General features: G+C 61.2%; 21 protein-coding genes. 14 read left to right on the top strand and 7 right to left on the bottom strand.

Features of this window, described 5'->3' with window-relative positions:
- The first annotated feature begins 1 nt into the window (after window position 1).
- The 5 genes from murJ (at window position 2) to ACP7A2_RS14035 (ending at window position 5,972) form a co-directional block, all read left to right on the top strand.
- Window positions 2-1,411, top strand: coding sequence for a murein biosynthesis integral membrane protein MurJ (gene murJ, locus ACP7A2_RS14015; RefSeq protein ID WP_426134669.1), 1,410 nt, complete (start codon window positions 2-4; stop codon window positions 1,409-1,411).
- Window positions 1,412-1,454: 43 nt separating this feature from the next.
- A complete protein-coding gene (locus ACP7A2_RS14020) occupies window positions 1,455-2,495 on the top strand; it encodes an acyltransferase family protein (protein ID WP_426134670.1) in 1,041 nt (346 codons plus the stop codon).
- Between the two features lie 144 nt (window positions 2,496-2,639).
- On the top strand, window positions 2,640-3,515 hold the full coding sequence (locus ACP7A2_RS14025; RefSeq protein WP_426134671.1) for an alpha/beta fold hydrolase: 876 nt from the start codon (window positions 2,640-2,642) through the stop codon (window positions 3,513-3,515).
- Window positions 3,516-3,611: 96 nt separating this feature from the next.
- A complete protein-coding gene (locus tag ACP7A2_RS14030; protein WP_426134672.1) occupies window positions 3,612-4,916 on the top strand; it encodes a dicarboxylate/amino acid:cation symporter in 1,305 nt (434 codons plus the stop codon).
- 141 nt (window positions 4,917-5,057) lie between these two features.
- Entirely contained in the window at window positions 5,058-5,972 is a 915-nt protein-coding gene (locus ACP7A2_RS14035) for a LysR substrate-binding domain-containing protein (protein WP_426134673.1), read from the top strand.
- On the opposite strand, the gene ACP7A2_RS14040 is transcribed toward ACP7A2_RS14035, so the two are convergent.
- The 6 genes from ACP7A2_RS14040 to leuC all read right to left on the bottom strand — a co-directional run bounded on the left by ACP7A2_RS14040 (window position 5,953) and on the right by leuC (window position 12,939).
- The gene (locus tag ACP7A2_RS14040) at window positions 5,953-7,185 is read right to left on the bottom strand and encodes an MFS transporter (protein WP_348054774.1); all 1,233 of its coding nucleotides are present in this window, start codon (window positions 7,183-7,185) and stop codon (window positions 5,953-5,955) included. The genes ACP7A2_RS14035 and ACP7A2_RS14040 overlap by 20 nt on opposite strands.
- Entirely contained in the window at window positions 7,182-7,907 is a 726-nt protein-coding gene (locus ACP7A2_RS14045; protein WP_426134674.1) for a 2OG-Fe dioxygenase family protein, read from the bottom strand. The genes ACP7A2_RS14040 and ACP7A2_RS14045 overlap by 4 nt, the downstream gene beginning before the upstream one ends.
- 4 nt (window positions 7,908-7,911) lie before the next feature.
- Window positions 7,912-9,279 carry an ATP-grasp domain-containing protein gene (locus ACP7A2_RS14050; RefSeq protein ID WP_426134675.1) on the bottom strand — a complete coding sequence of 456 codons (1,368 nt, stop codon included), beginning with the start codon at window positions 9,277-9,279 and terminating at the stop codon, window positions 7,912-7,914.
- Between the two features lie 30 nt (window positions 9,280-9,309).
- On the bottom strand, window positions 9,310-10,464 hold the full coding sequence (locus ACP7A2_RS14055) for a KamA family radical SAM protein (protein WP_426134676.1): 1,155 nt from the start codon (window positions 10,462-10,464) through the stop codon (window positions 9,310-9,312).
- A 445-nt stretch (window positions 10,465-10,909) separates the two neighbouring features.
- Window positions 10,910-11,524 carry a 3-isopropylmalate dehydratase small subunit gene (gene leuD / locus ACP7A2_RS14060; RefSeq protein WP_426134677.1) on the bottom strand — a complete coding sequence of 205 codons (615 nt, stop codon included), beginning with the start codon at window positions 11,522-11,524 and terminating at the stop codon, window positions 10,910-10,912.
- Window positions 11,521-12,939: a 3-isopropylmalate dehydratase large subunit gene (gene leuC / locus ACP7A2_RS14065; protein WP_426134678.1), complete on the bottom strand. Its 1,419-nt coding sequence runs from the start codon at window positions 12,937-12,939 to the stop codon at window positions 11,521-11,523. The genes leuD and leuC overlap by 4 nt, the downstream gene beginning before the upstream one ends.
- Before the next feature lie 286 nt (window positions 12,940-13,225).
- Here leuC and ACP7A2_RS14070 point away from each other — a divergent pair, with 286 nt between their 5' ends.
- From ACP7A2_RS14070 to ACP7A2_RS14105, 8 genes are read left to right on the top strand one after another with little or no spacing between them, the layout of a single operon-like run.
- Window positions 13,226-14,428 carry a PepSY-associated TM helix domain-containing protein gene (locus tag ACP7A2_RS14070; RefSeq protein WP_426134679.1) on the top strand — a complete coding sequence of 401 codons (1,203 nt, stop codon included), beginning with the start codon at window positions 13,226-13,228 and terminating at the stop codon, window positions 14,426-14,428.
- The gene (locus ACP7A2_RS14075) at window positions 14,425-14,961 is read left to right on the top strand and encodes a thiamine pyrophosphate-binding protein (protein WP_426134680.1); all 537 of its coding nucleotides are present in this window, start codon (window positions 14,425-14,427) and stop codon (window positions 14,959-14,961) included. Before ACP7A2_RS14070 ends, ACP7A2_RS14075 begins: the two co-directional genes overlap by 4 nt.
- The gene (locus ACP7A2_RS14080) at window positions 14,958-15,287 is read left to right on the top strand and encodes a hypothetical protein (protein ID WP_426134681.1); all 330 of its coding nucleotides are present in this window, start codon (window positions 14,958-14,960) and stop codon (window positions 15,285-15,287) included. The genes ACP7A2_RS14075 and ACP7A2_RS14080 overlap by 4 nt, the downstream gene beginning before the upstream one ends.
- Window positions 15,284-15,844: a DUF6162 family protein gene (locus ACP7A2_RS14085; protein WP_426134682.1), complete on the top strand. Its 561-nt coding sequence runs from the start codon at window positions 15,284-15,286 to the stop codon at window positions 15,842-15,844. The genes ACP7A2_RS14080 and ACP7A2_RS14085 overlap by 4 nt, the downstream gene beginning before the upstream one ends.
- A 19-nt stretch (window positions 15,845-15,863) precedes the next feature.
- Entirely contained in the window at window positions 15,864-16,784 is a 921-nt protein-coding gene (locus ACP7A2_RS14090; protein ID WP_426134683.1) for a metal ABC transporter substrate-binding protein, read from the top strand.
- Complete coding sequence (locus tag ACP7A2_RS14095; RefSeq protein WP_426134684.1) at window positions 16,781-17,527, top strand: metal ABC transporter ATP-binding protein; 747 nt, start codon at window positions 16,781-16,783, stop codon at window positions 17,525-17,527. The genes ACP7A2_RS14090 and ACP7A2_RS14095 overlap by 4 nt, the downstream gene beginning before the upstream one ends.
- Window positions 17,524-18,423, top strand: a complete 900-nt coding sequence (locus tag ACP7A2_RS14100; RefSeq protein WP_426134685.1) for a metal ABC transporter permease — start codon at window positions 17,524-17,526, stop codon at window positions 18,421-18,423. The genes ACP7A2_RS14095 and ACP7A2_RS14100 overlap by 4 nt, the downstream gene beginning before the upstream one ends.
- Window positions 18,423-19,376, top strand: a complete 954-nt coding sequence (locus ACP7A2_RS14105; protein ID WP_426134686.1) for a metal ABC transporter solute-binding protein, Zn/Mn family — start codon at window positions 18,423-18,425, stop codon at window positions 19,374-19,376. Before ACP7A2_RS14100 ends, ACP7A2_RS14105 begins: the two co-directional genes overlap by 1 nt.
- A gap of 174 nt (window positions 19,377-19,550) precedes the next feature.
- Here ACP7A2_RS14105 and ACP7A2_RS14110 read toward each other — a convergent pair whose 3' ends face one another.
- Window positions 19,551-20,264, bottom strand: a complete 714-nt coding sequence (locus ACP7A2_RS14110) for a UTRA domain-containing protein (RefSeq protein WP_348054760.1) — start codon at window positions 20,262-20,264, stop codon at window positions 19,551-19,553.
- Between the two features lie 351 nt (window positions 20,265-20,615).
- On the opposite strand from ACP7A2_RS14110, the gene ACP7A2_RS14115 reads away from it, so the two are divergent.
- Window positions 20,616-21,683, top strand: a complete 1,068-nt coding sequence (locus ACP7A2_RS14115; protein ID WP_110625715.1) for an ABC transporter substrate-binding protein — start codon at window positions 20,616-20,618, stop codon at window positions 21,681-21,683.
- Window positions 21,684-21,712 lie beyond the last annotated feature (29 nt).

The following is a 21,712-nucleotide window of genomic DNA, read 5'->3' on the forward strand; positions in this document are numbered from 1 at the left end:
CATGCTGGGCTCTGCCGTCTGGCTGACCCTGGCGACCCTGCTCGGCTTGTGCCTGGGGTTTGCCCGTGAGTGGTTGCTGGTGGCGGCGTGGGGCGCGGGAGAGCGCAGTGATGCCTTCCTGATTGCGCTGTTTTTGCCCGAAGCGTTGCGCATGTCTCTGGCCGGTGGCGTGCTGAGTGCCGCCGCGTTGCCGCTGTACCTGCAACGCCAGGGCGGCGAGCGCCAGGAATGGCTGGCGGTGCTGTTTCCGGCCTTGATGCTGATCGCTTTGGTGACGGGGCTGCTGCTGACCGTGTTGGCGCCGTGGCTGGTGCAGTTGCTCGGCCCGGGCCTGGCGGCAAGCGCCACGGCCCTGGCCGCGAGCAACCTGCAGATTGTGGCCTGGTGCGTACCGGGCTTGATGCTGCACGCGCTGTTCAGCATTCCGTTGCAGGCCAGCGAGCGCTTCGTGCTGGCGGGCCTGGGTTCGTTGTTGTTCAACCTGCCGCCGGTGACCTACCTCGCGCTGGCCGGCACCGCGACTCAGCCGCATTCGCTGGCACTGGCCTGCGTCGCGGGCAGCCTGTTGATGCCGTTGGCGCTGCTGCCGTCGATCTGGCGACAGGGCTGGCGGCCGTGGCGCTGGCAACTGAGCGTTGCGCCGCTGCGCGAACTCGGCCAGCGCATCGGCCCGCTGTTGCTCAGTAATGGCGCCAGCCAGGGGTTGGCCCTGATTGAGCGGCTGGTGGCCTCGCTGCTGGGTGAAGGCGCGGTGACGTGGGTCAACCTCGCCCGCAAGTTGATGAACCTGCCGCTGATTGCGCTGATGAGCCTTAATCAGGTGCTGCTGGGCATGATGAGCCGACGCCAGGGCGATGAGCGCCTGGCCCTGCTCAAGCGCGGCCTGGAAACCGCCAGCATGCTGACCCTGCCTGCCGGTGTCGGCCTGGTGGCGGCAGCGCCAAGCCTGGTGGCGTTGCTGCTGCCCAAACAATCGGCGGACTCGCCATTGCCGTTGCTGTTGGCGTGGTTTGCCGTGCCGCTGGTGTTTGGCGCCTGGAACGCGTTGCTCGCGCGTTATGCCTACGCCGCTGGCGACACGCGCCAGCCATTGCGCTGCGAGCTGCTGGGCAGCGCGGTCAACGTGGTGTTGCTTGGCGCCCTGCCCTTCATGTTCGGCCTGGCGGGCATCCCGCTGGCGGCACTGGCGGGAGTGATCTGCACCGCACTGCTGTTGATGCAACGCCAGTCGTTGCTCGGCGCTTTGCCCTGGGCGCGGCACTGGCTGCTCAGTGCGGGGGTGATGGGGTTTGCAGCGCTGGTGCTGTTTCACATTGACGGCGTGTGGCTGCAACTGGGGCTGAGTACCCTGGCAGGCGCTGTGGTGTTGCTGGGCATGGGGCTGTGGCTGAAGCCATGGCGCAAGGCATGAATAGGCAAGTGAGGGTGATCAGGTGAAACATCGCTGGATTCAAATGGACATCGCCAAAGGCATCGGCATCCTCGTGATCGTGTATGCACACAGCTGGTTTGTCGCCACGTCCCCGGACCTGATGTACCCGATTCTGGCGTCGTTCATCCTGCCGCTGTTCTTCTTTTTGTCCGGGGTATTTTTCAAACCCGAGCAGCCGTTTGTGGAGATGGCCATACGCAAGGCCGACGGCCTGCTCAAGCCGTTTTTCTTCACCATGCTGCTGTATGTGATCGTGCGCGCCGTGCTGCGTGGGCAACCGCTGCTGCCGGATATCGGCGGCGTGTTGTACGCCTCCGTGGACACCATTCCGTGGCAGGCCATGTGGTTTCTGCCGCACTTCTGGGTGGCGATTCTGTTCGGTTGGGTGATGCTGCGGTTGATCCAGCGCCTGAAGCTGGGGCTGTGGGCAAGTGGCGTGCTGATGACGGTGCAACTGTTGATCGGCATTTGGGTATTGCCGCTGTTCTGGCAATTGCCGGTGACGCTCGGCGAGCATACCTGGGTGCTGCCGGGGCTGCCCTTCAGCCTCGATATCACGTTGATCAGCAGCATGTATTTCGTGGTCGGTTACCTGCTGCGCGACTGGCTGCGCACGCACGCCGGCTCCTGGCTGACCCTGGTGATCTCGATCCTGTTGTTTGCCGCCCTGTTCATCGCGACCTGGGACACCATGGACCTGGCGCAACGGCGCTACGACCACTGGTTGTGGACCAGCTTGCTGGCGGTGATTGGTGTGTACGCCTGCTGGGCGCTGGCGAAAGTGCTGATGGCCTCGGCCATCCTGACGCGGGCGATGACGTATATCGGCCAGTCAACCCTGATTCTGTTGATCTTCCATGGCGAAATTCAGCACAAGACCTTCGACCTGATGGCGCGCCTGGGGCTGCACCCCTTCCTCGCAGCGTGTGTGGGCCTGGTAGCGGCAGTGGGTGTGCCGTTGCTGATCGGGGAAGTGATCAAGCGCGTGGCATTTCTGCGGTTTTTCTACTTTCCGTTTCCAGTGCGCAAAGCAACCGAACCGAAGGTCGCAGAGCACCGCTGACGCAATAGGGGCCGGTTCTGAAAAAGTGCAACCAGAGCCGGCCCTGCACCTACACACTTCATGAACAACCCCTCCACGCTTTCCCCCTTGCCCCAAACGCTGCGTGATTCCACGATGTAAACATTCATCACAAGGAGTCACTCCATGTTCGCCGGATTCCAAAAAGCCAGCTGCCACGTCAACGGCGTGGACATCAGCTACCGCAAAGGCGGTACAGGTCCCGGTCTGCTCCTGCTGCACGGGCACCCGCAAACCCACGTCATCTGGCACAAGGTTGCCGAACAACTGGCCGAACATTTCACCGTGGTTGCCGCCGACCTGCGCGGTTATGGCGACAGCAGCAAGCCACCTGCGAATGCCGAACACCTTAACTATTCAAAACGCGAGATGGCCCGCGACGGCGTCGAATTGATGAAAGCGTTGGGTTTGGACACGTTCTCGGTCCTCGCCCACGACCGTGGCGCCCGCGTCGCCCATCGCCTGGCGCTCGACCACCCCGACGCGGTGAAGCGCATGGTGCTGCTGGACATCGCACCAACGCTTGCGATGTACGCCCAGACCGACGAAGCCTTTGCCCGCGCCTACTGGCACTGGTTCTTCCTGATTCGCCCGGCGCCGTTGCCGGAAGCCCTGATCGAAAGCAACCCCGAGCTGTACCTGCGCAGCGTCATGGGCAGCCGCAGCGCCGGGCTCAAGCCGTTCACCGATGAAGCCTTCGCCGAATACCTGCGTTGCCTGTCATTGCCGGGCACCGCCACCGGCATCTGCGAGGATTACCGTGCTGCCGCCGGTATCGACCTTGAGCATGACAAAGCCGATATCGACGCGGGCCACCACCTGAGCCTGCCATTGCTGGTGATGTGGGGCGCAGAAGGCACCGTCGGCCGTTGTTTCGAACCCCTCAAGGAGTGGCAGAAAGTCGCCACCGACGTGCGTGGCCACGCCCTTCCAGCGGGCCACTACATTGCCGAAGAAGCCCCCGAGTTGTTGCTGGGCGAAGTCCTGAGCTTTCTGCGCTGAGCCGTATCACCCCGTGACCTGACGGACCCGCCTCGCAGGCTGCAAACGCCTGCGCCGGGTTCTCTATGCCTGAAAAAACGCACCGAGATAATAACAATGACAATCAGAAAACTGCTGGGAACCCTGTACGTGCAGGTGCTCATCGCGATCGCGCTGGGTGTGTTGATCGGCCATCAATGGCCGCAAGTCGGCATCGACCTCAAGCCCCTGGGCGACGGATTTATCAAGCTGATCAAGATGATCATCGGCCCGATCATCTTCTGCACGGTGGTCTCCGGCATCACCAGCATGCACGATGTAAAGCAGGTCGGCCGGGTGGGCGGCAAGGCGTTGCTGTACTTCGAAATCGTCTCCAGCGTTGCGCTGTTGATCGGCATCCTGGCCGCGCACCTGCTGCACCCGGGCGTGGGCTTCAATATCGACGTGAAGACCCTCGACAGTACGGCCATCGCCGGGTTTATCGGGCAGGCGCAGCACAGTGAAGGCGTGACCGGTTTCCTGCTGAATGTCATCCCGAGTACTTTTTTTGACGCGTTTGCCAAGGGTGAAATCCTGCCGGTGCTGTTTATCTCCGTGCTGTTCGGCCTTGGCCTGGTAATGGTCGGCGAAAAGGCGCGGCCGCTGGTGGGCGTGATCAACCAGGCCAGCGAGGTGTTCTTCCGTATCGTCGGCATGATCAGCCGCGTGGCGCCGATCGGGGCGTTCGGTGCGATTGCCTTCACCATAGGCAAGTATGGCGTGGGTTCGTTGTTGCCGCTGCTGAAACTGGTAGGCACCTTTTATATCACCGCGTTTTTCTTTGTGTCTGTGGTGCTGGGCAGCATCGCCCGCTATGCAGGCTTCAGCATTTTCAGATTGATGGGCTACATCAAGTCGGAACTGCTGATCGTGCTGGGCACCAGCTCGTCGGAATCGGCGCTGCCGCAACTGATCCAGAAACTTGAAAGCCTCGGCGCCTCCAAAGGCGTGGTGGGCATCGTGGTGCCGACCGGCTACACCTTCAACCTCGACGGCACCAACATTTATATGACTCTGGCGGTGCTGTTCCTGGCCCAGGCGACCAATACCCATTTGCCGCTGGAACAACAACTGACGCTGCTGGCGGTGGCTATGCTCACCTCCAAAGGCGCGGGTGCGGTGGTGGGCGCAGGGTTTGTGGCACTGGCCGCAAGCCTGGCGGTGGTGCCGACCGTGCCGGTGGCGGCAATGGTGTTGATCCTCGGCGTCGACCGTTTCATGGCGGAATGCCGTTCGCTGACCAACATCATCGGCAACGCGGTGGCGGCGCTGGTGGTGGCGGCCTGGGAAGGTGAACTGGACCGCGAAAAGATGGCGCCGATTGCGCTCAAGCATGGCCGTCATGCACGGGCCGCCGCCAGGGCAAAAATCGCCGCTGAATAAGTATGAACCTCCGTTGGAACGGGCTGCGCTGGGGTGCGGGGTGCTTGCGCGGTGTTGGGGCTGCTGCGCAGCCCGCCGCGAGCAAGCTCCCTCGGCACACGGGTGCTATTCTGGAGGCTCATGCCGCCACGTCTGTGTCTGATGACTAACAAGAAAGATAACGTGCCCCTACCCGAAGACCTGCGGGTGTTCCTGACCGTGATCCGCAAGGCCGGCTTCGCTGCCGCCGCCGATGAGCTGGGGTTGTCGCCGGCGTATGTCAGCAAGCGTATCCAGATCCTTGAAACCACCCTGGCCACCCGCTTGCTGCACCGCACCAGCCGCCGCATCGCCCTGACCGAAGACGGTGAACGCGTGCAGCGCTGGGCGGTGCGTATTCTGGAAGACTTCCAGCAACTCTGCGACGAACTCTCCGACGCCCACGACAGCCCGCGCGGCCACCTGCATTTGTGCAGCAGCTTCGGTTTTGGCCGCAACCATGTGGCGCCTGCCCTGTCGCTGCTGGCGGAACACTATCCGGACCTGGAAATCCGCCTGGACCTGTTCGACCGCGTGGTGGACATCGTCAGCGAAGGCTTCGACCTGGAGATTCGCGTGGGCGACGACATCCCCGGCCAGCACATCGGCCGACGGCTGGTGAGCAACCGCCGCGTGCTCTGCGCCGCGCCGGCGTATCTCGCGCGACGGGGCACGCCGCAACACTTGAGTGAGCTGGAACAGCACGACTGCCTGGTGCTCAAGGAACGCGACAACGCCTTTGGCATCTGGAACCTGGAACGCGACGGCGCCCCTGAAAGCGTGCGGGTACGCGGCCCGTTGTCCTCGAACAATGGCGAAATCGTGTTGCAGTGGGCACTCGATGGGCGCGGTGTGTTGCTGCGCTCGATGTGGGACGTGAAGCCCTTGCTGGAGCAAGGCAAGCTGGTACAGGTGCTGCATGACTACACCCAGAGCGCCAATGTGTGGGCGGTGTACCCCACACGGTTGGCGTACTCCGGGAAATTAAGGGCGTGTGTGGAGTTTTTGCAGGAGCACTTCAAGGGGTTGTCGATCTGACTTCCCGGTTGGCGCTGTAACCCATCCATGCCCCCATGATCAGCAACGCCGTCAAGGGCAGCCCATGGAACAACACAATCACCTGGGCCGGCGTCCATGTCAGGTAGAACGGCCCCACCACGAGCATGCCCACGCCAAAGCCAGCCATTTGAATCAGGGTCAATAGGCTGAAAAGCGGCAGGCGCAAACTGTCGGGCTCGCTTTGTGCCCGGGAGACCAGAGCCACCTCGGACACGCCGTCGCCCAGCCCCGCCCACACCACCAATAGCAGCGCCAGCCAGAGTTCGGTTTGCTGGAAGGTCAGGATAAAGCCGCTGGACATCAGCGCTACACCCGCCATAAACAGGCGCTCCATCGCGTGAGTGCCGCGGCCTTTCAACAACGCACTGGCCAGGCGCGCACCGACGAACTTGCCGCACGCCCACACCGCGAGCAGGTAACCCATGACGGTCTTGGCGGTGTCCGGCGAGATGTACTGCGACAGTACCGGCCAACCGACGTTATGCGCGGCGCTGCCGAGGGTGTCGAGCATGCTGATCAGCAACATGGCCGCCAGTATCGGCGCGCCTTTCAAGCCTTTTGTCAGTTCCCGCCACTCCGCCGCCAACCCGCGATGCACCGCAACGCTGGCTGCATACAGCGCACGCAACGGCAGGATCAGGCACGCAGCCACCACGTAGGTGCCGATATTGACGGCGAACACCGCCTCGAATCCGCCGGTGGCAATCAATAACCCGGAGAGCAAACTGCCGAAGACCGCACCGGTGGCGGCTGCGGACGTGATCCACGCATTGGTGCTCACCCGCTGTTCCAGCGCCACCCAGGTGGGTAACTGGCTGTTCAGGCCAATCGCAAACAACGAATTGCACAGGCCAATGCCAAACGCGATAAAGGGCAGGACACTCAACTGATGCGCCGGTATCAGCACCAGCAACGGCGTCAGCAACAGCGCCCGCGCCAGGTCCAGCCCGGCCAGGGTACTGCGGCCTGCAAAACGCCGAAAAAACGGGATACCGAACAGGCTGGCAGCAATGCCGCCGGTGACGCGGCACGCCAGGAAAATACTGACAAACACCACGCTTTGGCTGAGCCAATAAACATAAGTGGACAGCGCCACCATGTTGAGAAAGGCGCCGAAGTCCGACACACCCCGGGCGAATATGATCAGGCGCGCGTTGCGGGTCGACAGGGTCAATGACTGAGCGAGACTCATGCCGGCTGCGCCTGCGACTCGGCTGGCACGCTGCGCAGGCTCACCAGCAGCACGTCGCGCCACGCGGGGGCCGAATCGACCTGAGGCCGCACATCGCCGGCGCGGTGGTAGAGCCTGCGGTCGTTGATCACGATCGTTTCGAGAAACTGCTCCATTGGCAGCTTGAATACACGGCTGTCTTCGGCTTCATCGGCAAATACTTCCGACACCACCGGCACCGTGTTGCTCTGCCCGATAAAATGCATGAACACCCAGTCCAGGCCATCCTGGTGAATACCCGATGTCGTCGGGCTACTGGATTGCGCATCCGCCCTGACGCGAAACTGGTGGATATCAATGGTGTACGTCTGCTCAGTCAGGTGCGGGCCGATCACGGCAAGGTCCGTGGCCAGCAGCTTCTGCATGAGCGGATGCTCGACAAAGCCATCCTCGCAATAGCTCAAGTGATTCACTCCCTGTCGATACGTGACGGCATAGGTGACCGGCGACTTGAACGCGGCATTGCGGTCGATCTGCAACTGCCGCGAAGGCAATAAACGATAGCGCAGGATCCGGCGTTCGCGGTGGGTGTACGTCTGGAAGGCCTCATCGCGCACCAGGTTTGCCCAATACGCTCGAAAGCTTTGCTCTTCACCCGGCCCGACCGTGACCAACCGGCGAAAATCCCGCTGGTGACAATAGTGATGTTCGCGCAAATGCGACGACACTTGAGAGATGTCCATAGGGTTACCCTGCTTCCTGGTGATCGATGATGACCCGCAGGTGTTGCCTGATCGCATCATGCACTGCGTGAGCGTGGTCGGCACCGTCAACCCTGGCCCAGCATTTGAGCAAGTAATGCTCCTCGATGTCGGCATCGATGAAATGCCCGCCATCCTGTTGCGCATATTCCAGCACTGACGGGCTGTCATCCAGAAATGCCAGGCCTTCAATACCTTTGAAGTACCCGCTGTGCTCCGGATAAATCGCCAACATCGCATAGTGTTGCGCGGCGGCTTCAACCCGGCGCGCGCCGGCCTCCAAATGAGTATTGAGCCCCGGCTCGCCCAGCAACAACGCGAGGTACACCTGATAAGGGTCAATGGCGGCCAGATCGCGAAACGCTGCATTGACATACAGCCCGCCCACGCGCGGGTTGATTTCGATCACCACCGGGCCTTCATCCGTCATGCGAAACTCGAAATGCACCACGGCATTGGTCAGGCCGACCGCGCGCAGGCAATCTGCGGCATAGCGGCGAATCTGCTCGCACTGGGCGGGGGTAAAGGAGGTCGGCGGCGAAATCAGCAGGTTCTCGAGGACCGTGCCACTGCGCTCGGTCAGCAGCAGTTTTTCGTTGATCAGCAACGCATGAATGCGCTCGCCGGCAATCACACACTCCACACTGCCCTCAACCCCCGGGATATACCCTTCCAGCAGCAGGCTGCGCCCGGGAATGTAGTCGCGGCAGTGCCCGTCCTCTTCCGGCAGGGTATGCGCGCAGCCGTAAAAATCCGCGTAGGCGGCAGCGCCGTGGTCACTCAGAAAATGCGCATAGTGGCTGCGCAGCTGCGCCCAGTTGGAGCACTTCTTGATAAACGCCGACGCCCCGCCAAACGGCGGTTTGGCGATGAGCGGATAACCCACTCGCTCGGCGCCCGCTTGAAGTTCCTGCTCGTTATTGCACAACGCGAAGGGCACGGAACGCAGGCCATGCTGTTTGAGCGCCTTGCGCATCAAAAACTTGTTATTGCACGCGGCAATGGCATCGGGGCTGCTGTACACCAAACCCAGCCGCTGACAGGCCCGCGCAACGATACAGCCCACCTCCCCCAGCGCGGACGAATGCCCGGCCTGGCAGAAAATCCCGCGAATGTGATAGCGCCCATCCAGTTCGCCCACCAGCTCCACAATAGACTGCTCGCTTAGTGCATCGAGCAGGAACAGTTCATCACTGCTGTCCTGCAGCCGCTGCAGGTGCTTGCGCCCCCGAATACCCGCCGTCAAACAGGCCAGGCCTTGCGCGCGCGCTGCCGCAAAGTGCGGCTCGCGGTAGAGATAACGAACCGAACGGCTGTCATCCACATCAATAAAAAGAATCGCATCGTGTGTCATACGCCGTACCGCCTCATTCCGTGAGTTGATTCAGACATCCTGCCAACTGCACCATTGACCTTCCCAGTTGCGGAAACGGTAATGGCGTTGCCCCTCGCGAACTTCAAAGTGCGGCAAGTTTTCAGGCTGTTCGAAGTCCAGCAATGGCACCGTAAACTTACCCTGTGCGTGAGGTAATACATATTCGGGCATGGCAATATTGGAAACACGCCGTTTGAGGCGATCCATAATGGCAATGGCGTGACTGATCGATGCCTTGTATTGCGATGCGCCCGGTGAAAATGGCATGAAGTGATATAAGTAATACGGCTTTACACCGAGGCGATAAAGATCAATAAACAACTTATGCAGGGTGGCTTCATCATCATTCACGCCACGCAACAGGGGCATGTTGGAAAATACAATCGGCACCACACGTTGAATGCGTTTAACTGCCGCTGCAAAATCCGCGGTGAGTTCAAGTGGGTGGCATACATGCACACCAAATGCATTGACCTTGTACTTTTCCAGCATCGCCAGTAATTCGTCGGTGACGCGAAACGGGTTGAAACTTAACGCCCTTGAATGAATACGAATCAGCAAGTCGTCGCTGATTGAACGCAACGCCGCCAGATTTTCTTCCAACTTGCGATCCGCCAGCATCAGAGGGTCGCCACCGCTGAGGATCACCTCTTCAATGGCAGGGTTGTTGCGAATGTAATCCACCGAGTCCTTGAAGGAATCCGTGCTGGCGTTGGCTTTCTCGGTGCCGACTTGCAACGTGCGCAGCGCCTCGAAGCAAAACTGGCAATACGCATTGCAGGTGTTGGTCATGCGCAGGATCACGCGATTGTCGTACTTGTGCTGGCAGATCGGCGTCTTCATCTCATGGCTGAGCTCCCAGTTTTCGGACGCTCCGTCATAGTCACCCTGTACCTGCTCGCTCCAGTACGGCACCACCTGGCGCCACAGCGGATGGTCCTCTATGGAGCCGGAGGTGAGCGAGCGCTTGATCAGATCAATGTAATAAGGCGTGATCTGCATCTTGCGGTCTTTAAGGTTGTACTCAATGTGCGCCGTTGTTTCCTCGCTCCAGCCACCGCAGGCGGCGCGCAATGCGGGCTCATCACGAATGGCATTCTTCTGCTGCCAGCGCCAGTCTTGCCACTGTACCGAACGGTGTGTTGCTTGATCAAAAATCGACATGAGTATGCACTCTCTGTTTTTTCAACCTGTGTTCAGGCCTATACATGCGTGCTTTGCCACGACCGGGCAGGCACGGGTATGGGCAATGATGAAAACACTGACGGGCGCTGAGCCTTGATTAAGTAACCCACTTAACCACTGGCGCGAGAGAGGAATAACAAGTTGCTGATTGATCGACAGACACGGTCATTTTATTAACATCCCTTTATATAATCGGCTGACTTTCCAAGTCAGCCCCACTTAAGCCGATGCTTCACAATGTGTCAACACGTTGCCCCTGCATTCTTTCCGGGTTTGCCCCACTGCCGTGTCAATGCCCCCGTGTTCACTGATGGCCCGCCCCTTAAATTCAGTTATTTGAAAAGTAAATAACACAAACAACAGCCCCCTTGAGTTAATCGAGGGCGCTGTTTATCTACTTATATAACTGTGTCGTTTATGGGGCTCAGTTGAGCCAGGGGTTGGCGGCCACGTGGCGCTGCTCGAAGGCCTTGATTTCCAGACTGCGCTGCAAGGTACTGCCGATTGCATCAAGCCCCAGCAATAACGCGGTCTTGCGCAACGTGTCGATCTGGAACGGGATCACCTGCCCGTCCGCCAAACGGATCTCTTGCGCCTCCAGGTCCACCGTTATCTGCGCCTGCGCAGGCCTGCTGACGGTCTGCCCCAGTGCCTGCAGCACCGCCTCGTCCAAGGTGATCAGCAATACCCCATTGCGCTGGCAGTTGTCATAGAAAATCCCGGCAAAGCTGCTGCCGATCAGTGCGCGAATGCCGGTCTGTTTCAACCCCCACACGGCGTGTTCACGGCTGGAGCCACAGCCGAAGTTCGGGCCTACCACCATAAAACTCGCGCCCTGCCAGGCGGGTTGGTTCAGTACAAACTCAGGGTTGGGCGCGCCGGACGCCAAAAAGCGCAGGTCGAAGAACAACCCTCGGTCCAACCCGCTGCGGTCGATGCCCTTGAGAAATTGCTTGGGCATGATCACGTCGGTATCGATATTTGCCGCCAACATCGGCGCGGCCTTGCCGGTGACGCACGTGAAAGGTTGCAGGCTCATACGCGGTCTCCAAAGTGGCGAACATCGGTAAGTCGGCCGGTAATGGCGGCGGCGGCGACCATCGCCGGGCTCATCAGGTGGGTGCGTGCGCCGGCGCCCTGACGGCCTTCGAAGTTGCGGTTGGTGCTGGAGGCGCAGCGGTCACCGGGGGCCAGCACGTCGTCGTTCATCGCCAGGCACATCGAGCAGCCCGACTGACGCCATTCAAAACCGGCGTCGATAAAGATCGCCGCCAGCCCTTCAGCTTCGGCCCTATCGCGCACTTCGGTAGACCCCGGCACGATCATCGCCCGCACATGCTTGGCCACGTGTTTGCCGCGTACCACGCTGGCGGCGTCGCGCAAGTCTTCGATGCGCGCATTGGTGCAGGAACCGATAAACGCATGGCTGATGACGATGTCGCTCAGCGGCATGCCGGCTTCCAGCCCCATGTACTTGAGGGCGCGGTGCATGTCCTGGCGCAGAATCAGGTCGCTGACGGCTTGCGGGTCAGGCACGCAGGCGCCGATGGGCGCGGCCTGGTCCGGGCTGGTGCCCCAAGTCACCATGGGTTCCAGGCCGTTGGCATCCAGGTGCACTTCCTGGTCGAACACGGCGTCGACGTCGGAATGGAGTTGGCGCCAGCCCACCAGCGCCTGCTCCCACAGCTCGCCACTGGGCGCGCGCGGTTTGCCTTTGAGGTAGGTGAAAACTTTCTCGTCCGGCGCCATGAACGCGCCGCGTGCGCCGGCTTCCACCGCCATGTTGCAGATGGTCATGCGCGCTTCGACACTCAGCGCATCAATGGTCGACCCACGGAATTCGATGGCGTAACCGGTGGCACCGGACGCGCCGATCTTGCCGATCAACGCCATGATCACGTCCTTGGACGTCAGGCCCGGCGCCAACGCGCCCTCGACGGTCACGCGCATGCTTTTCAAGCGTTTGTAGACCAGCGTCTGCGAGGCCAGCAAATGCTCGATTTCCGAGGTGCCAATGCCGAACCCGAATGCACCGAGGGCGCCATAGGTGGTGGTGTGGCTGTCGCCGGCAGCAATCACCATGCCCGGCAGAATAAAGCCCTGCTCGGGGGCGATCACGTGTTCGATGCCCTGGCGCTTGTCGAGGATGTCCAGCAGCTCGATGCCGAAGTCCTGGCAGTTTTCCGCCAGGTACGACACCTGCCGCGCGCCGCCCGCATCCGGCATGGTCGCGGTACGCTTTGGCGTGGTCGGGTTAACGTGGTCGACCACCGCCAGCGCCGTGCCGGGGCGCCATACCGCGCGCCCGGCCTCACGCAGGCCACTGAACGCCTGGGGGCTGGTGTATTCATTGATCACTTGACGGTCGATATACAGCAGCACATGCCCCTGATCATCCAGTGCGCACACGGTGTGGGAATCGATGTGTTTGTCGTAGAGGGTTCTGGCAGTCATTTTTTCGGGCTCACTTTATTGGCGCTCACTCAACGGCATCAGCCCATCCTACGCAGCCGCCTGGCCCCATCAATGGCGCCTGGGTGATGGCTTGGAACATGTTTCGTGTTTGATCCGGGGCTTGAAGCCGCCCAAATGCGAAGCTGAAACATTTGCTTTCATATCCGGCTTAGGGATCTGTCGATCTCATCCGTCTTAACTTAGATACAGCCCGTCGCGTCAGCAAAAGCTACGACTGGCCTTTTCGGGCTTCCATCGCCCTCCTCCGATCAAGACCTGCATTCACATGTCGAAGAAGTCACGCTCCAAACTCTGGTTTCTCGTCCACAGCTGGCTGGCATTGCCCATCTGGTTTTTTGTACTGATCGTCTGCGTCACCGGCACCCTGGCAGTGGTCAGCCAGGAAATCGTCTGGCTGGCCAACCCGGATATCCGCGCAAGCAAACCCTCGGATGACGCCGAACCCCTGAGCTATGACCAGGTCATCAGCGCCATCAAGCGCGCCGAACCCCAGGTGATCGTGCAATCCTTCAGCCGACCGGACGAATCGCACTTTGCCCTGAGTGTCGACCTCAGCTACCCCGACGGCCGTTCGGTGGAGGTCTACGTCAACCCTTACACCGGCGCGATCCAGGGCATCAGCCCGGCGTTCGACTTTCGCCAGTTCACCCGCGCGCTGCACGGCTGGTGGCTGGTGCCGTTCACCAACGGTTTCAGCTGGGGCTGGTACCTGGTGTCGCTGCTTGGCTTGCCGCTGCTGGCCTCCCTGGTCACGGGGCTGGTGGTGTACAAGCGTTTCTGGAAAGGCTTTTTCAAGCCAACCCTGCGCATACGCCACGGCGCGCGGATCTTCTGGGGAGACTTCCACCGGTTGAGCGGTATCTGGTCGATCTGGTTTATCGCGGTAATTTCCATCACCGGCACCTGGTTCCTGATCCAGGCAATCCTGAGCGACAACCAGATTTCCATATCCAGCGCGCCTGTGGTCCCGGTGATTGCGCGGGAGAAAGTCCCCACGTCGGCGCCCGGCGTGCCGGCGCCGATGATTCCCGTGGACGAGGCCATCAAGATCGCCACCCAGCGCATCCCGGGGCTGGAAGCGAGTTTTGTGAGCCTGCCGTTCAATGCCTACAGCCACCTGCAAGTGGGCGGCCGGGGCTGGTACCCGCTGATGTTCCAGACCGCACAAATCAACCCGTACAACGGTGAAATCGCCTCCTCGCACCTGCTCTCCGACCGTTCCAGCCTGGAGTTCGTCACCGAATCCATGCGCCCCCTGCACACCGGCGATTTTGGCGGGATCTGGATCAAGCTGATCTGGGCCTTCTTCGGCCTGGTGCTGAGCATGATGGTGCTGAGCGGCCTGCTGATCTGGACCAAACGCACGGCACTGGCCACCCTCAATGCGCTCAAGCGCGAGGCCAAGGCACAGCGCCCACCGGTTTCCATCCAGGCGTTGCAGGCTGAAACCTCGGAGGGCAGCCGATGAATAAGGTCGCGGCTGTACCGCCTTCACCGCTGCGCGCCTTTTGGCTGAAATGGCGTTTCCATATCAATGTGCTGCTGTTGTTGATACCGCTGGGGTTCATGCCCAAATACTTTGCCGACGCCGCACTGTTTCGCGGCGACACCGGCCTCGGTGAGCGAATAGTCGGCGACGTGCAGGTCGGGCCCTGGAGCCTGACACTCGCCGAGTTCCGCAACGAAGGGCCGCTCCCGGACCCGGCCGGCCCGATGAAATTCTTCAACGCAGCCCTGTGCGATACCTGCGCCAAACAGGTCAAGGCGACCTACCTGCGCATCGGCAAGCCGCGCAGCCTGCGGGCTGCCGGGGTGATCTTCTTTGGTACGCCGTACCGCATGGGCGCTGCGCTACCCGTCCCGGAACGCACGCCTGCCGACGCCGAACTGTGGGTCACCATGGAAGGCTGGGACGGCAGCATGCATCAGGGTTCCATTGCGCTGAGCAAGGCCTCACCCGCCACCCTTGCCTGGCTGAAAGAGAGAGGTGCCAAACCATGACGTTGACCCAACTGACCCGCGCCAGTGTTGCGCTGTTGCTGGGTGCCGGTTTCAGTACCGTTGCCCTGGCCCATAACCCGATGTGCGAATGCAAGGAAATCCCCGGTGAGCAAATCCAGTGCACCGGCGGTTTCTCCGACGGCAGCGGCGCGCCGGGCGTAACCCTGGACGTGATCGGCTACGACGAAAGCATCATCCTGCCCGGCAAGCTCGGCGCGGATTCGACCCTGACCTTCAAGAAGCCGTCGGCTGAGTTCTACGTGCTGTTTGACGCAGGCCCGGGCCACGTGGTGGAAATCGACCAAGCGGATATCCAGCCTCAATGAGCACGACACAGGTTGTACGCCCCGCCGGTGCCGGGCACGAAACGCTCTACGTTCTGCTGCTGTGCCTGATCATTCTCGCGGTCGCGGGCACGGTGGTGGCCTTGCACGGTGAAACCCAGGAAGTGGTCGCCGTGCCCAGCCATCAACTGGATGCGCGCCGCGACTTGAGCGCCGCCGAGCAAGGCATCTATGCCGACCTGCGGGTGACCCTGGACGAAATACACCTGTTGCAGCAGGAGCAGAACGCCCTGCCGACGCCTGAACAACTGGCCGAAGAAGGCTTCGCGCCGTTTGCCCAGGACGCCAGTTCGGTCAGCCGTGGCGACCATCGCTGGCAAGTGCTGGCACCTTCGGCCTACCTGGGCGTGAGCCAGACGCCCGCCACCAGCGGCTCGCTGCTGATGCGCGTGCATGGCGCCGAGCCGGATATCTGGCTCAACCGTCAGGCCAACCTCGCCCCTCCTTCCGACCTGACTGACCCGGCGCTGATTGACGCCGGTTGGCAGCAGGTGGTCACGCAATTCGATGCCGGCGTGACCCGCCAGCACCGTCACTGAACGAGAAGACCGATTGCCCATGTTTACTTCATCTCCCCTGTTGCGCCTGTTGATGGTCAGCCTGCTCAGCGTGATGCTGGCTCCGTTGGCGAACGCCGAGGCGGCTAAACGCCTGAAGATCGGTATCACCCTGCATCCTTATTACAGCTACGTCGCCAATATCGTCGGCGACAAGGCCGATGTAGTGCCGCTGATACCCGCAGGCTTCAACCCCCACGCCTACGAGCCGCGGGCCGAAGACATCAAGCGCATCGGCACCCTGGATGTGATCGTGCTCAACGGCGTTGGCCATGACGACTTTGCCGACCGCATGATCGCCACCAGCGAGCGCCCGGACATTCCAGTGATCGAGGCCAACGCCAACGTGCCGCTGCTGGCCGCCACCGGCAATGCCGCGCGCGGTGCGGGCAAGGTGGTCAACCCGCACACGTTCCTGTCGATCAGTGCGTCGATTGCCCAGGTCAACAACATCGCCCGCGAGCTGGGCAAACTCGACCCGGACAACGCCAAGACCTACACCCAGAACGCCCGCGCCTACGGCAAACGCCTGCGTCAGATGCGCGCCGACGCCCTGGCCAAGCTGACAAGCGCGCCCAACCCGGACCTGCGCGTGGCCACAGTGCACGCCGCCTACGACTACCTGCTGCGCGAATTTGGCCTGGAAGTGACGGCCGTGGTCGAGCCCGCGCACGGCATCGAGCCCAGCCCGAGCCAGCTGAAAAAAACCATCGACGAACTGCGCGCCCTGGACGTGAAGGTGATCTTCTCGGAAATGGACTTCCCGTCCACTTATGTCGACACCATTCAGCGTGAGTCAGGGGTCAAGTTGTACCCGCTGTCGCATATTTCCTACGGCGCATACTCCCCTGAAAAATACGAAGTGGAAATGACCGGCAACCTCAACACCGTGGTACGGGCGATTCAGGAGTCTGGAGCATGACAGCGGCGGAACACTTGAAAGTGGCCAGCGTTGGCCCGACGCTCGATTTCGACAGGGTATCGCTGACCCTCGGCCGCACGCTGATCCTGGATAACGTGAGCTTCAACGTGCAACCGGGCAGCATCCATGCGCTGGTCGGCCCTAACGGCGGCGGCAAAAGCTCGTTGATCAAAACCCTGCTGGGGCAAACACCGCATCAAGGGCAATTGCGTTTGCACTGGCCGGCCGCCGTGGGCACCGTTGGTTATGTGCCCCAGGCTCTGGAGTTCGACCGGGGTTTGCCGATGACCGTCGACGATTTCATGGCCGCCATGTGTCAGCGGCGTCCGGCGTTTCTTGGCGTGTCCAGACATTACGCTACCGCGATTGGCGAGGCCCTTGAGCGGGTCGGCATGCAGGACAAACGCAAACGCCGCATGGGCGCGCTGTCTGGCGGCGAACGTCAGCGCGTGCTGCTCGCCCAAGGCCTGATCCCGACACCGCAATTGCTGGTGCTGGACGAACCCATGTCGGCCCTTGATGAAGCCGGTATCCAGGTCTTCGAGCGCTTGTTGAATGACTGGCGCCTGGCCGGGATCACCGTGCTGTGGATCGAGCACGACCTGGAAGCCGTCCGCCGTCTGGCAGATCGCGTCACCGGCCTGAACCGCCGCGTGTTATTCGACGCCACGCCTGAAGTGGCGCTGACGCCGGACCGCCTGCTGACCCTGTTCTCCACTCACCCACGGAGCCCGGCGCAATGAGTTATGAAGCGTTTCGCTTGATGGTCCAGGGCTGGGCCTCTTCGGGGTACCTGCCGCAAGCACTGGCCTATGGCTTTGTGGTCAACGCGCTGCTCGCCGGGCTGCTGATCGGCCCGGTACTGGGCGGCCTGGGCACGCTGGTGGTGGTCAAACGCTTCGCGTTTTTCTCCGAAGCCGTTGGCCATGCTGCGCTGACCGGCGTGGCCGTGGGCATTTTGCTCGGTGAACCCTACACCGGGCCTTACGGCGCACTGTTTGGTTACTGCCTGCTGTTCGGCATCCTGCTCAATTACCTGCGCAACCGCACCGGGTTGGCGCCGGATACCTTGATCGGCGTGTTCCTCTCGGTGTCGCTGGCATTGGGCGCGAGTTTGCTGCTGATTCTGGCGGGCAAGATCAACGTGCACATTCTGGAGAACGTGCTGTTCGGCTCGGTGCTGACGGTGAACGGCAACGACCTGCTGGTGCTGGCGATTGTCGGCTCGCTGGTGATGGCCCTGGCGCTGCCGCTGTACAACCGCATCATGCTCGCCAGCTTCAACCCGCAACTGGCGGCGGTGCGCGGGGTGGCGGTGAAGACTCTGGACTACTTGTTTGTGATCCTGGTGACGCTGATCACCGTGGCGGCGGTCAAGGTGATCGGCGCGATTCTGGTGGGTGCGTTGCTGGTAATTCCAGCCGCGGCGGCACGCCTGCTCAGCCAGTCGCTCAAAGGCTTCTTCTGGGTCTCGGTGGTGATCGCCACGGTCAGCACCCTGTGCGGCATTCTGCTGCCGATCATCTTCGACCTGCCCATCCCGTCCGGCGCCGCGATCATTCTGGTGGCCGGTATCGCCTTCGCCTTCGCCGCCATCGCGCGCGGCACTGTGCCCAGCCTCAAAGGGAATCTTGGATAATGCGCCCTGCCTTTCACCCACTGGCCATCATCATTGCGTGTTTGATCAGCACTTCGGCGCTGGCCACCGATGGTTTTGATCCCAAGGACTTCAAAGTCAATCAAGGCCTCGGCCATGCGGCCCTGACCAAGGCCAAAAAGCCGGTCACGGTCCTGGCCTCGCTGCCCATTACTTACGGGCTCGCCGAGGTGCTGCTCAAAGGCACCGATGTGCACCTTGAGCGCGCCGCGCCGGCCAACCTGCCCGGCTCGCGTCAGGTAGCCTACTTCACCGGCCGAGGTGCTCCGGCGCTGAATACACTCGCCCGGGAAGCCGACGCGGCCATCGGCTTGCGCTCGTTGTGGGCGGACGACCCGCTTTACCCGGTGGCGCGCCGCGCGAATATCCGCATTGTCGAGGTGGACGCCGCACGCCCGGTGGACGGCGGCTTGCCGGGTATCGCCGTGCAACCCGGCACTGTCGACGGCCTGAACAGCCAGCCCTGGCAGTCAAGCAACAACATGGGGCGTATGGCCGATGTGATGGCCGCCGACCTGAGCCGGTTGGCGCCCGCCGCCAAGCCGAAGATAGACGCCAACCTCACCGCCCTCAAACAGCGCCTGCTCAAGCTCAATGCCGACAGCGAAGCGCGGCTGGCCAAGGCGGACAACCTGAGTGTGGTCAGCTTGAGCGATCACTTCGCCTACCTGGTGAGCAGCTTGAACCTGGAAGTGGTCAGCACCGACGCGCGGCCAGATACCGACTGGACGCCCGAGGCCTTGCAGACGCTGAGTCGCGAGTTGAAAGACAGCGACGTGGCGCTGGTGCTGCATCATCGCCAGCCCAGTGAGGCCGTGAAAGCCGCAGTTGCGGCAGGCGGCGCAGAGCTGTTGGTGCTCAATGTCGACGGCGCCGACCCGGTAACAGAGCTGGAAACCAATGTGGGTCAGGTGATCAAGATACTCAGCCTGTAGGCAGCGTCGAACGCTGTTCACATGTGGGAGCTGGCTTGCCTGCGATAGCATCACCTCGAGGTCTCTGATAAACCGAGGTGACCGCATCGCAGGCAAGCCAGCTCCCACATTTGGATTGAGTTGCATCAGTTGAATATCAGCGAGCAGTCAGCTCAATCAGTACACACCCGCCTGTCAAATCACATCCACGCCCACATGAATCGCATCATGGCGCCAGAACTCCAGGTCGCAGTCGATCAGCCGTTGGTTCTGGTCATAGTTGACCCGAGCGATGCGCAGGCCCGGGCTGCCCACCGACACGCGCAACGCGGCGGCGGCTTCCACCGGCAATGACGTGGGCACAATTTCAAAACGCACTCGCCCGTAATGCAGGTCGTACTTGCGGGCATACAGTTCGGTCATCGACTGGTTCAAATCACACTCCAGAATCCCCGGAAAGTACTGCGGGTTCAGGTAGTGCTCCACATACAGCACCAGTCGCCCATCAATGCGCCGGCCCCGGCAGATCTGGATCACGCTCGACAATGCCGGCAACTGCAACCACGCACACACCGCCGCCGACGCCGGTTGCAGCCGCGCCGAAATCACCTCGGTCACCGCCACCCGCCCCTGCTCGCTGACCATTGCGTGAAAGTGGCTGCGTTGCATCAGGTTGTAGGCCAGCCGTGGCGGCGAGACAAACCAGCCACGACGCTCCTCGCGGTAAATCTGCCCTTGGGCCTCCAGTTGTAACAAGGCTTCCCGCACCGTAATGCGAGTGGTACCAAACAACTCGCTGAGCTTGCGCTCGGCGGGCAATTTACTCCCAGGCGGCAACAGGCCGTGGTCGATCTGCTCTTGCAGCGCCAGACCGATAGAGGTCACCGCCTTGATTGCCTCATCACGCATCAACGTTACCTATCTGGACTAGACCAGCACCGTTCAGGTGCACAAACCGCGCGCTCTTTGGGCGTCTGCTGCTACATGCCAGCCTAGGCATTACAGATGACCGACAGATGACAGTCCGTGTCCACCTCCCGCACCACACCCTGCAATACATCGGCCAAGTCCAGGGCCTGCGGGCACTTGGGCATGGTCTACGCTGAGTCTGAACTGAGCGACAAAAGCGCTTTAAAAACGACATCGACATGAAACTGTCATCCATCGAGCCTAAATTGGCTCAGGTATTGCTGACCTAGACCAACACCACCGCAATCGTTAATAAAAGCGCAGCGTTGAAAACGCCCAAAGGAGCTTCGGATGAAACAGCTTTTCCTGGCATCACTGTTAGGCTCGACCATTGCCATGTGCACCGCCGCCATGGCCGCTGATACCGATTTGAAAACCCTGGAAGCCGCCGCGAAAGCGGAAGGCGCCGTGAACAGCGTCGGCATGCCCGATGACTGGGCCAACTGGAAAGGCACTTGGGATGACCTGGCCAAAATCTACGGCCTCAAGCACATCGACACCGACATGAGCTCGGCCCAGGAAATCGCCAAGTTTGCCGCCGAGAAAGACAACGCCAGCGCCGACATCGGTGACGTCGGCGCTGCCTTCGGCCCGATTGCGGTGAAACAAGGTGTTGCCCAACCGTACAAACCGACCACTTGGGCACAAGTGCCGGATTGGGCGAAAGACAAGGACGGCAACTGGGCACTGGCCTACACCGGCACCATCGCCTTTATCGTGAACAAAAAGCTGCTGCACGGCTCCGAAGCGCCAAAAAGCTGGGCTGACCTGAAAACCGGTAAATACAAAGTCTCGATTGGTGACGTCAGCACCGCCGCCCAAGCCGCCAACGGCGTGCTGGCTGCTGCACTGGCCAATGGTGGTGACGAGAAAAACATCCAGCCTGCGCTGCTGATGTTTGCCGAGATCGCCAAGCAAGGTCGCCTGTCGCTGGCCAACCCGACCATCGCCACCATGGAAAAAGGCGAAGTCGAAGTGGGCGTGGTCTGGGACTTCAACGGCCTGAGCTACAAGGCCAAGATGGCCAACCCGGATGACTACGTGGTGCTGATCCCATCGGACGGTTCGGTGATTTCCGGCTACACCACCATCATCAACAAATACGCCAAGCACCCGAACGCCGCCAAGCTGACCCGTGAATACATCTTCAGCGACGCCGGCCAAACCAACCTGGCGCGCGGTAACGCACGTCCGATTCGTGCCGAGCACCTGACCCTGCCGGCGGATGTGCAGGCCAAGCTGCTGCCGAACGAGCAGTACAAAAAAGTAACGCCGATCAAAGATGCCGACGCATGGGAGAAAACCTCCAAGGCCCTGCCGCAGAAGTGGCAGGAAGAAGTCATCATCAATATGCAGTAATAGGTCAATGTGGGAGCTGGCTTGCCTGC

Source organism: Pseudomonas sp. PWP3-1b2 (assembly GCF_049896045.1).
GTDB lineage: Bacteria > Pseudomonadota > Gammaproteobacteria > Pseudomonadales > Pseudomonadaceae > Aquipseudomonas > Aquipseudomonas antarctica_B.

Excerpts from the sequence above, each read along its gene's own strand:
- murJ (WP_426134669.1), top strand. The coding sequence starts at position 2 with ATGCTGGGCTCTGCCGTCTGGCTGACCCTGGCGACCCTGCTCGGCTTG.
- ACP7A2_RS14020 (WP_426134670.1), top strand. The coding sequence starts at position 1,455 with ATGGACATCGCCAAAGGCATCGGCATCCTCGTGATCGTGTATGCACAC.
- ACP7A2_RS14025 (WP_426134671.1), top strand. The coding sequence starts at position 2,640 with ATGTTCGCCGGATTCCAAAAAGCCAGCTGCCACGTCAACGGCGTGGAC.
- ACP7A2_RS14030 (WP_426134672.1), top strand. The coding sequence starts at position 3,612 with ATGACAATCAGAAAACTGCTGGGAACCCTGTACGTGCAGGTGCTCATC.
- ACP7A2_RS14035 (WP_426134673.1), top strand. The coding sequence starts at position 5,058 with ATGACTAACAAGAAAGATAACGTGCCCCTACCCGAAGACCTGCGGGTG.
- ACP7A2_RS14040 (WP_348054774.1), bottom strand. The coding sequence starts at position 7,185 with ATGAGTCTCGCTCAGTCATTGACCCTGTCGACCCGCAACGCGCGCCTG.
- ACP7A2_RS14045 (WP_426134674.1), bottom strand. The coding sequence starts at position 7,907 with ATGGACATCTCTCAAGTGTCGTCGCATTTGCGCGAACATCACTATTGT.
- ACP7A2_RS14050 (WP_426134675.1), bottom strand. The coding sequence starts at position 9,279 with ATGACACACGATGCGATTCTTTTTATTGATGTGGATGACAGCCGTTCG.
- ACP7A2_RS14055 (WP_426134676.1), bottom strand. The coding sequence starts at position 10,464 with ATGTCGATTTTTGATCAAGCAACACACCGTTCGGTACAGTGGCAAGAC.
- leuD (WP_426134677.1), bottom strand. The coding sequence starts at position 11,524 with ATGAGCCTGCAACCTTTCACGTGCGTCACCGGCAAGGCCGCGCCGATG.
- leuC (WP_426134678.1), bottom strand. The coding sequence starts at position 12,939 with ATGACTGCCAGAACCCTCTACGACAAACACATCGATTCCCACACCGTG.
- ACP7A2_RS14070 (WP_426134679.1), top strand. The coding sequence starts at position 13,226 with ATGTCGAAGAAGTCACGCTCCAAACTCTGGTTTCTCGTCCACAGCTGG.
- ACP7A2_RS14075 (WP_426134680.1), top strand. The coding sequence starts at position 14,425 with ATGAATAAGGTCGCGGCTGTACCGCCTTCACCGCTGCGCGCCTTTTGG.
- ACP7A2_RS14080 (WP_426134681.1), top strand. The coding sequence starts at position 14,958 with ATGACGTTGACCCAACTGACCCGCGCCAGTGTTGCGCTGTTGCTGGGT.
- ACP7A2_RS14085 (WP_426134682.1), top strand. The coding sequence starts at position 15,284 with ATGAGCACGACACAGGTTGTACGCCCCGCCGGTGCCGGGCACGAAACG.
- ACP7A2_RS14090 (WP_426134683.1), top strand. The coding sequence starts at position 15,864 with ATGTTTACTTCATCTCCCCTGTTGCGCCTGTTGATGGTCAGCCTGCTC.
- ACP7A2_RS14095 (WP_426134684.1), top strand. The coding sequence starts at position 16,781 with ATGACAGCGGCGGAACACTTGAAAGTGGCCAGCGTTGGCCCGACGCTC.
- ACP7A2_RS14100 (WP_426134685.1), top strand. The coding sequence starts at position 17,524 with ATGAGTTATGAAGCGTTTCGCTTGATGGTCCAGGGCTGGGCCTCTTCG.
- ACP7A2_RS14105 (WP_426134686.1), top strand. The coding sequence starts at position 18,423 with ATGCGCCCTGCCTTTCACCCACTGGCCATCATCATTGCGTGTTTGATC.
- ACP7A2_RS14110 (WP_348054760.1), bottom strand. The coding sequence starts at position 20,264 with ATGCGTGATGAGGCAATCAAGGCGGTGACCTCTATCGGTCTGGCGCTG.
- ACP7A2_RS14115 (WP_110625715.1), top strand. The coding sequence starts at position 20,616 with ATGAAACAGCTTTTCCTGGCATCACTGTTAGGCTCGACCATTGCCATG.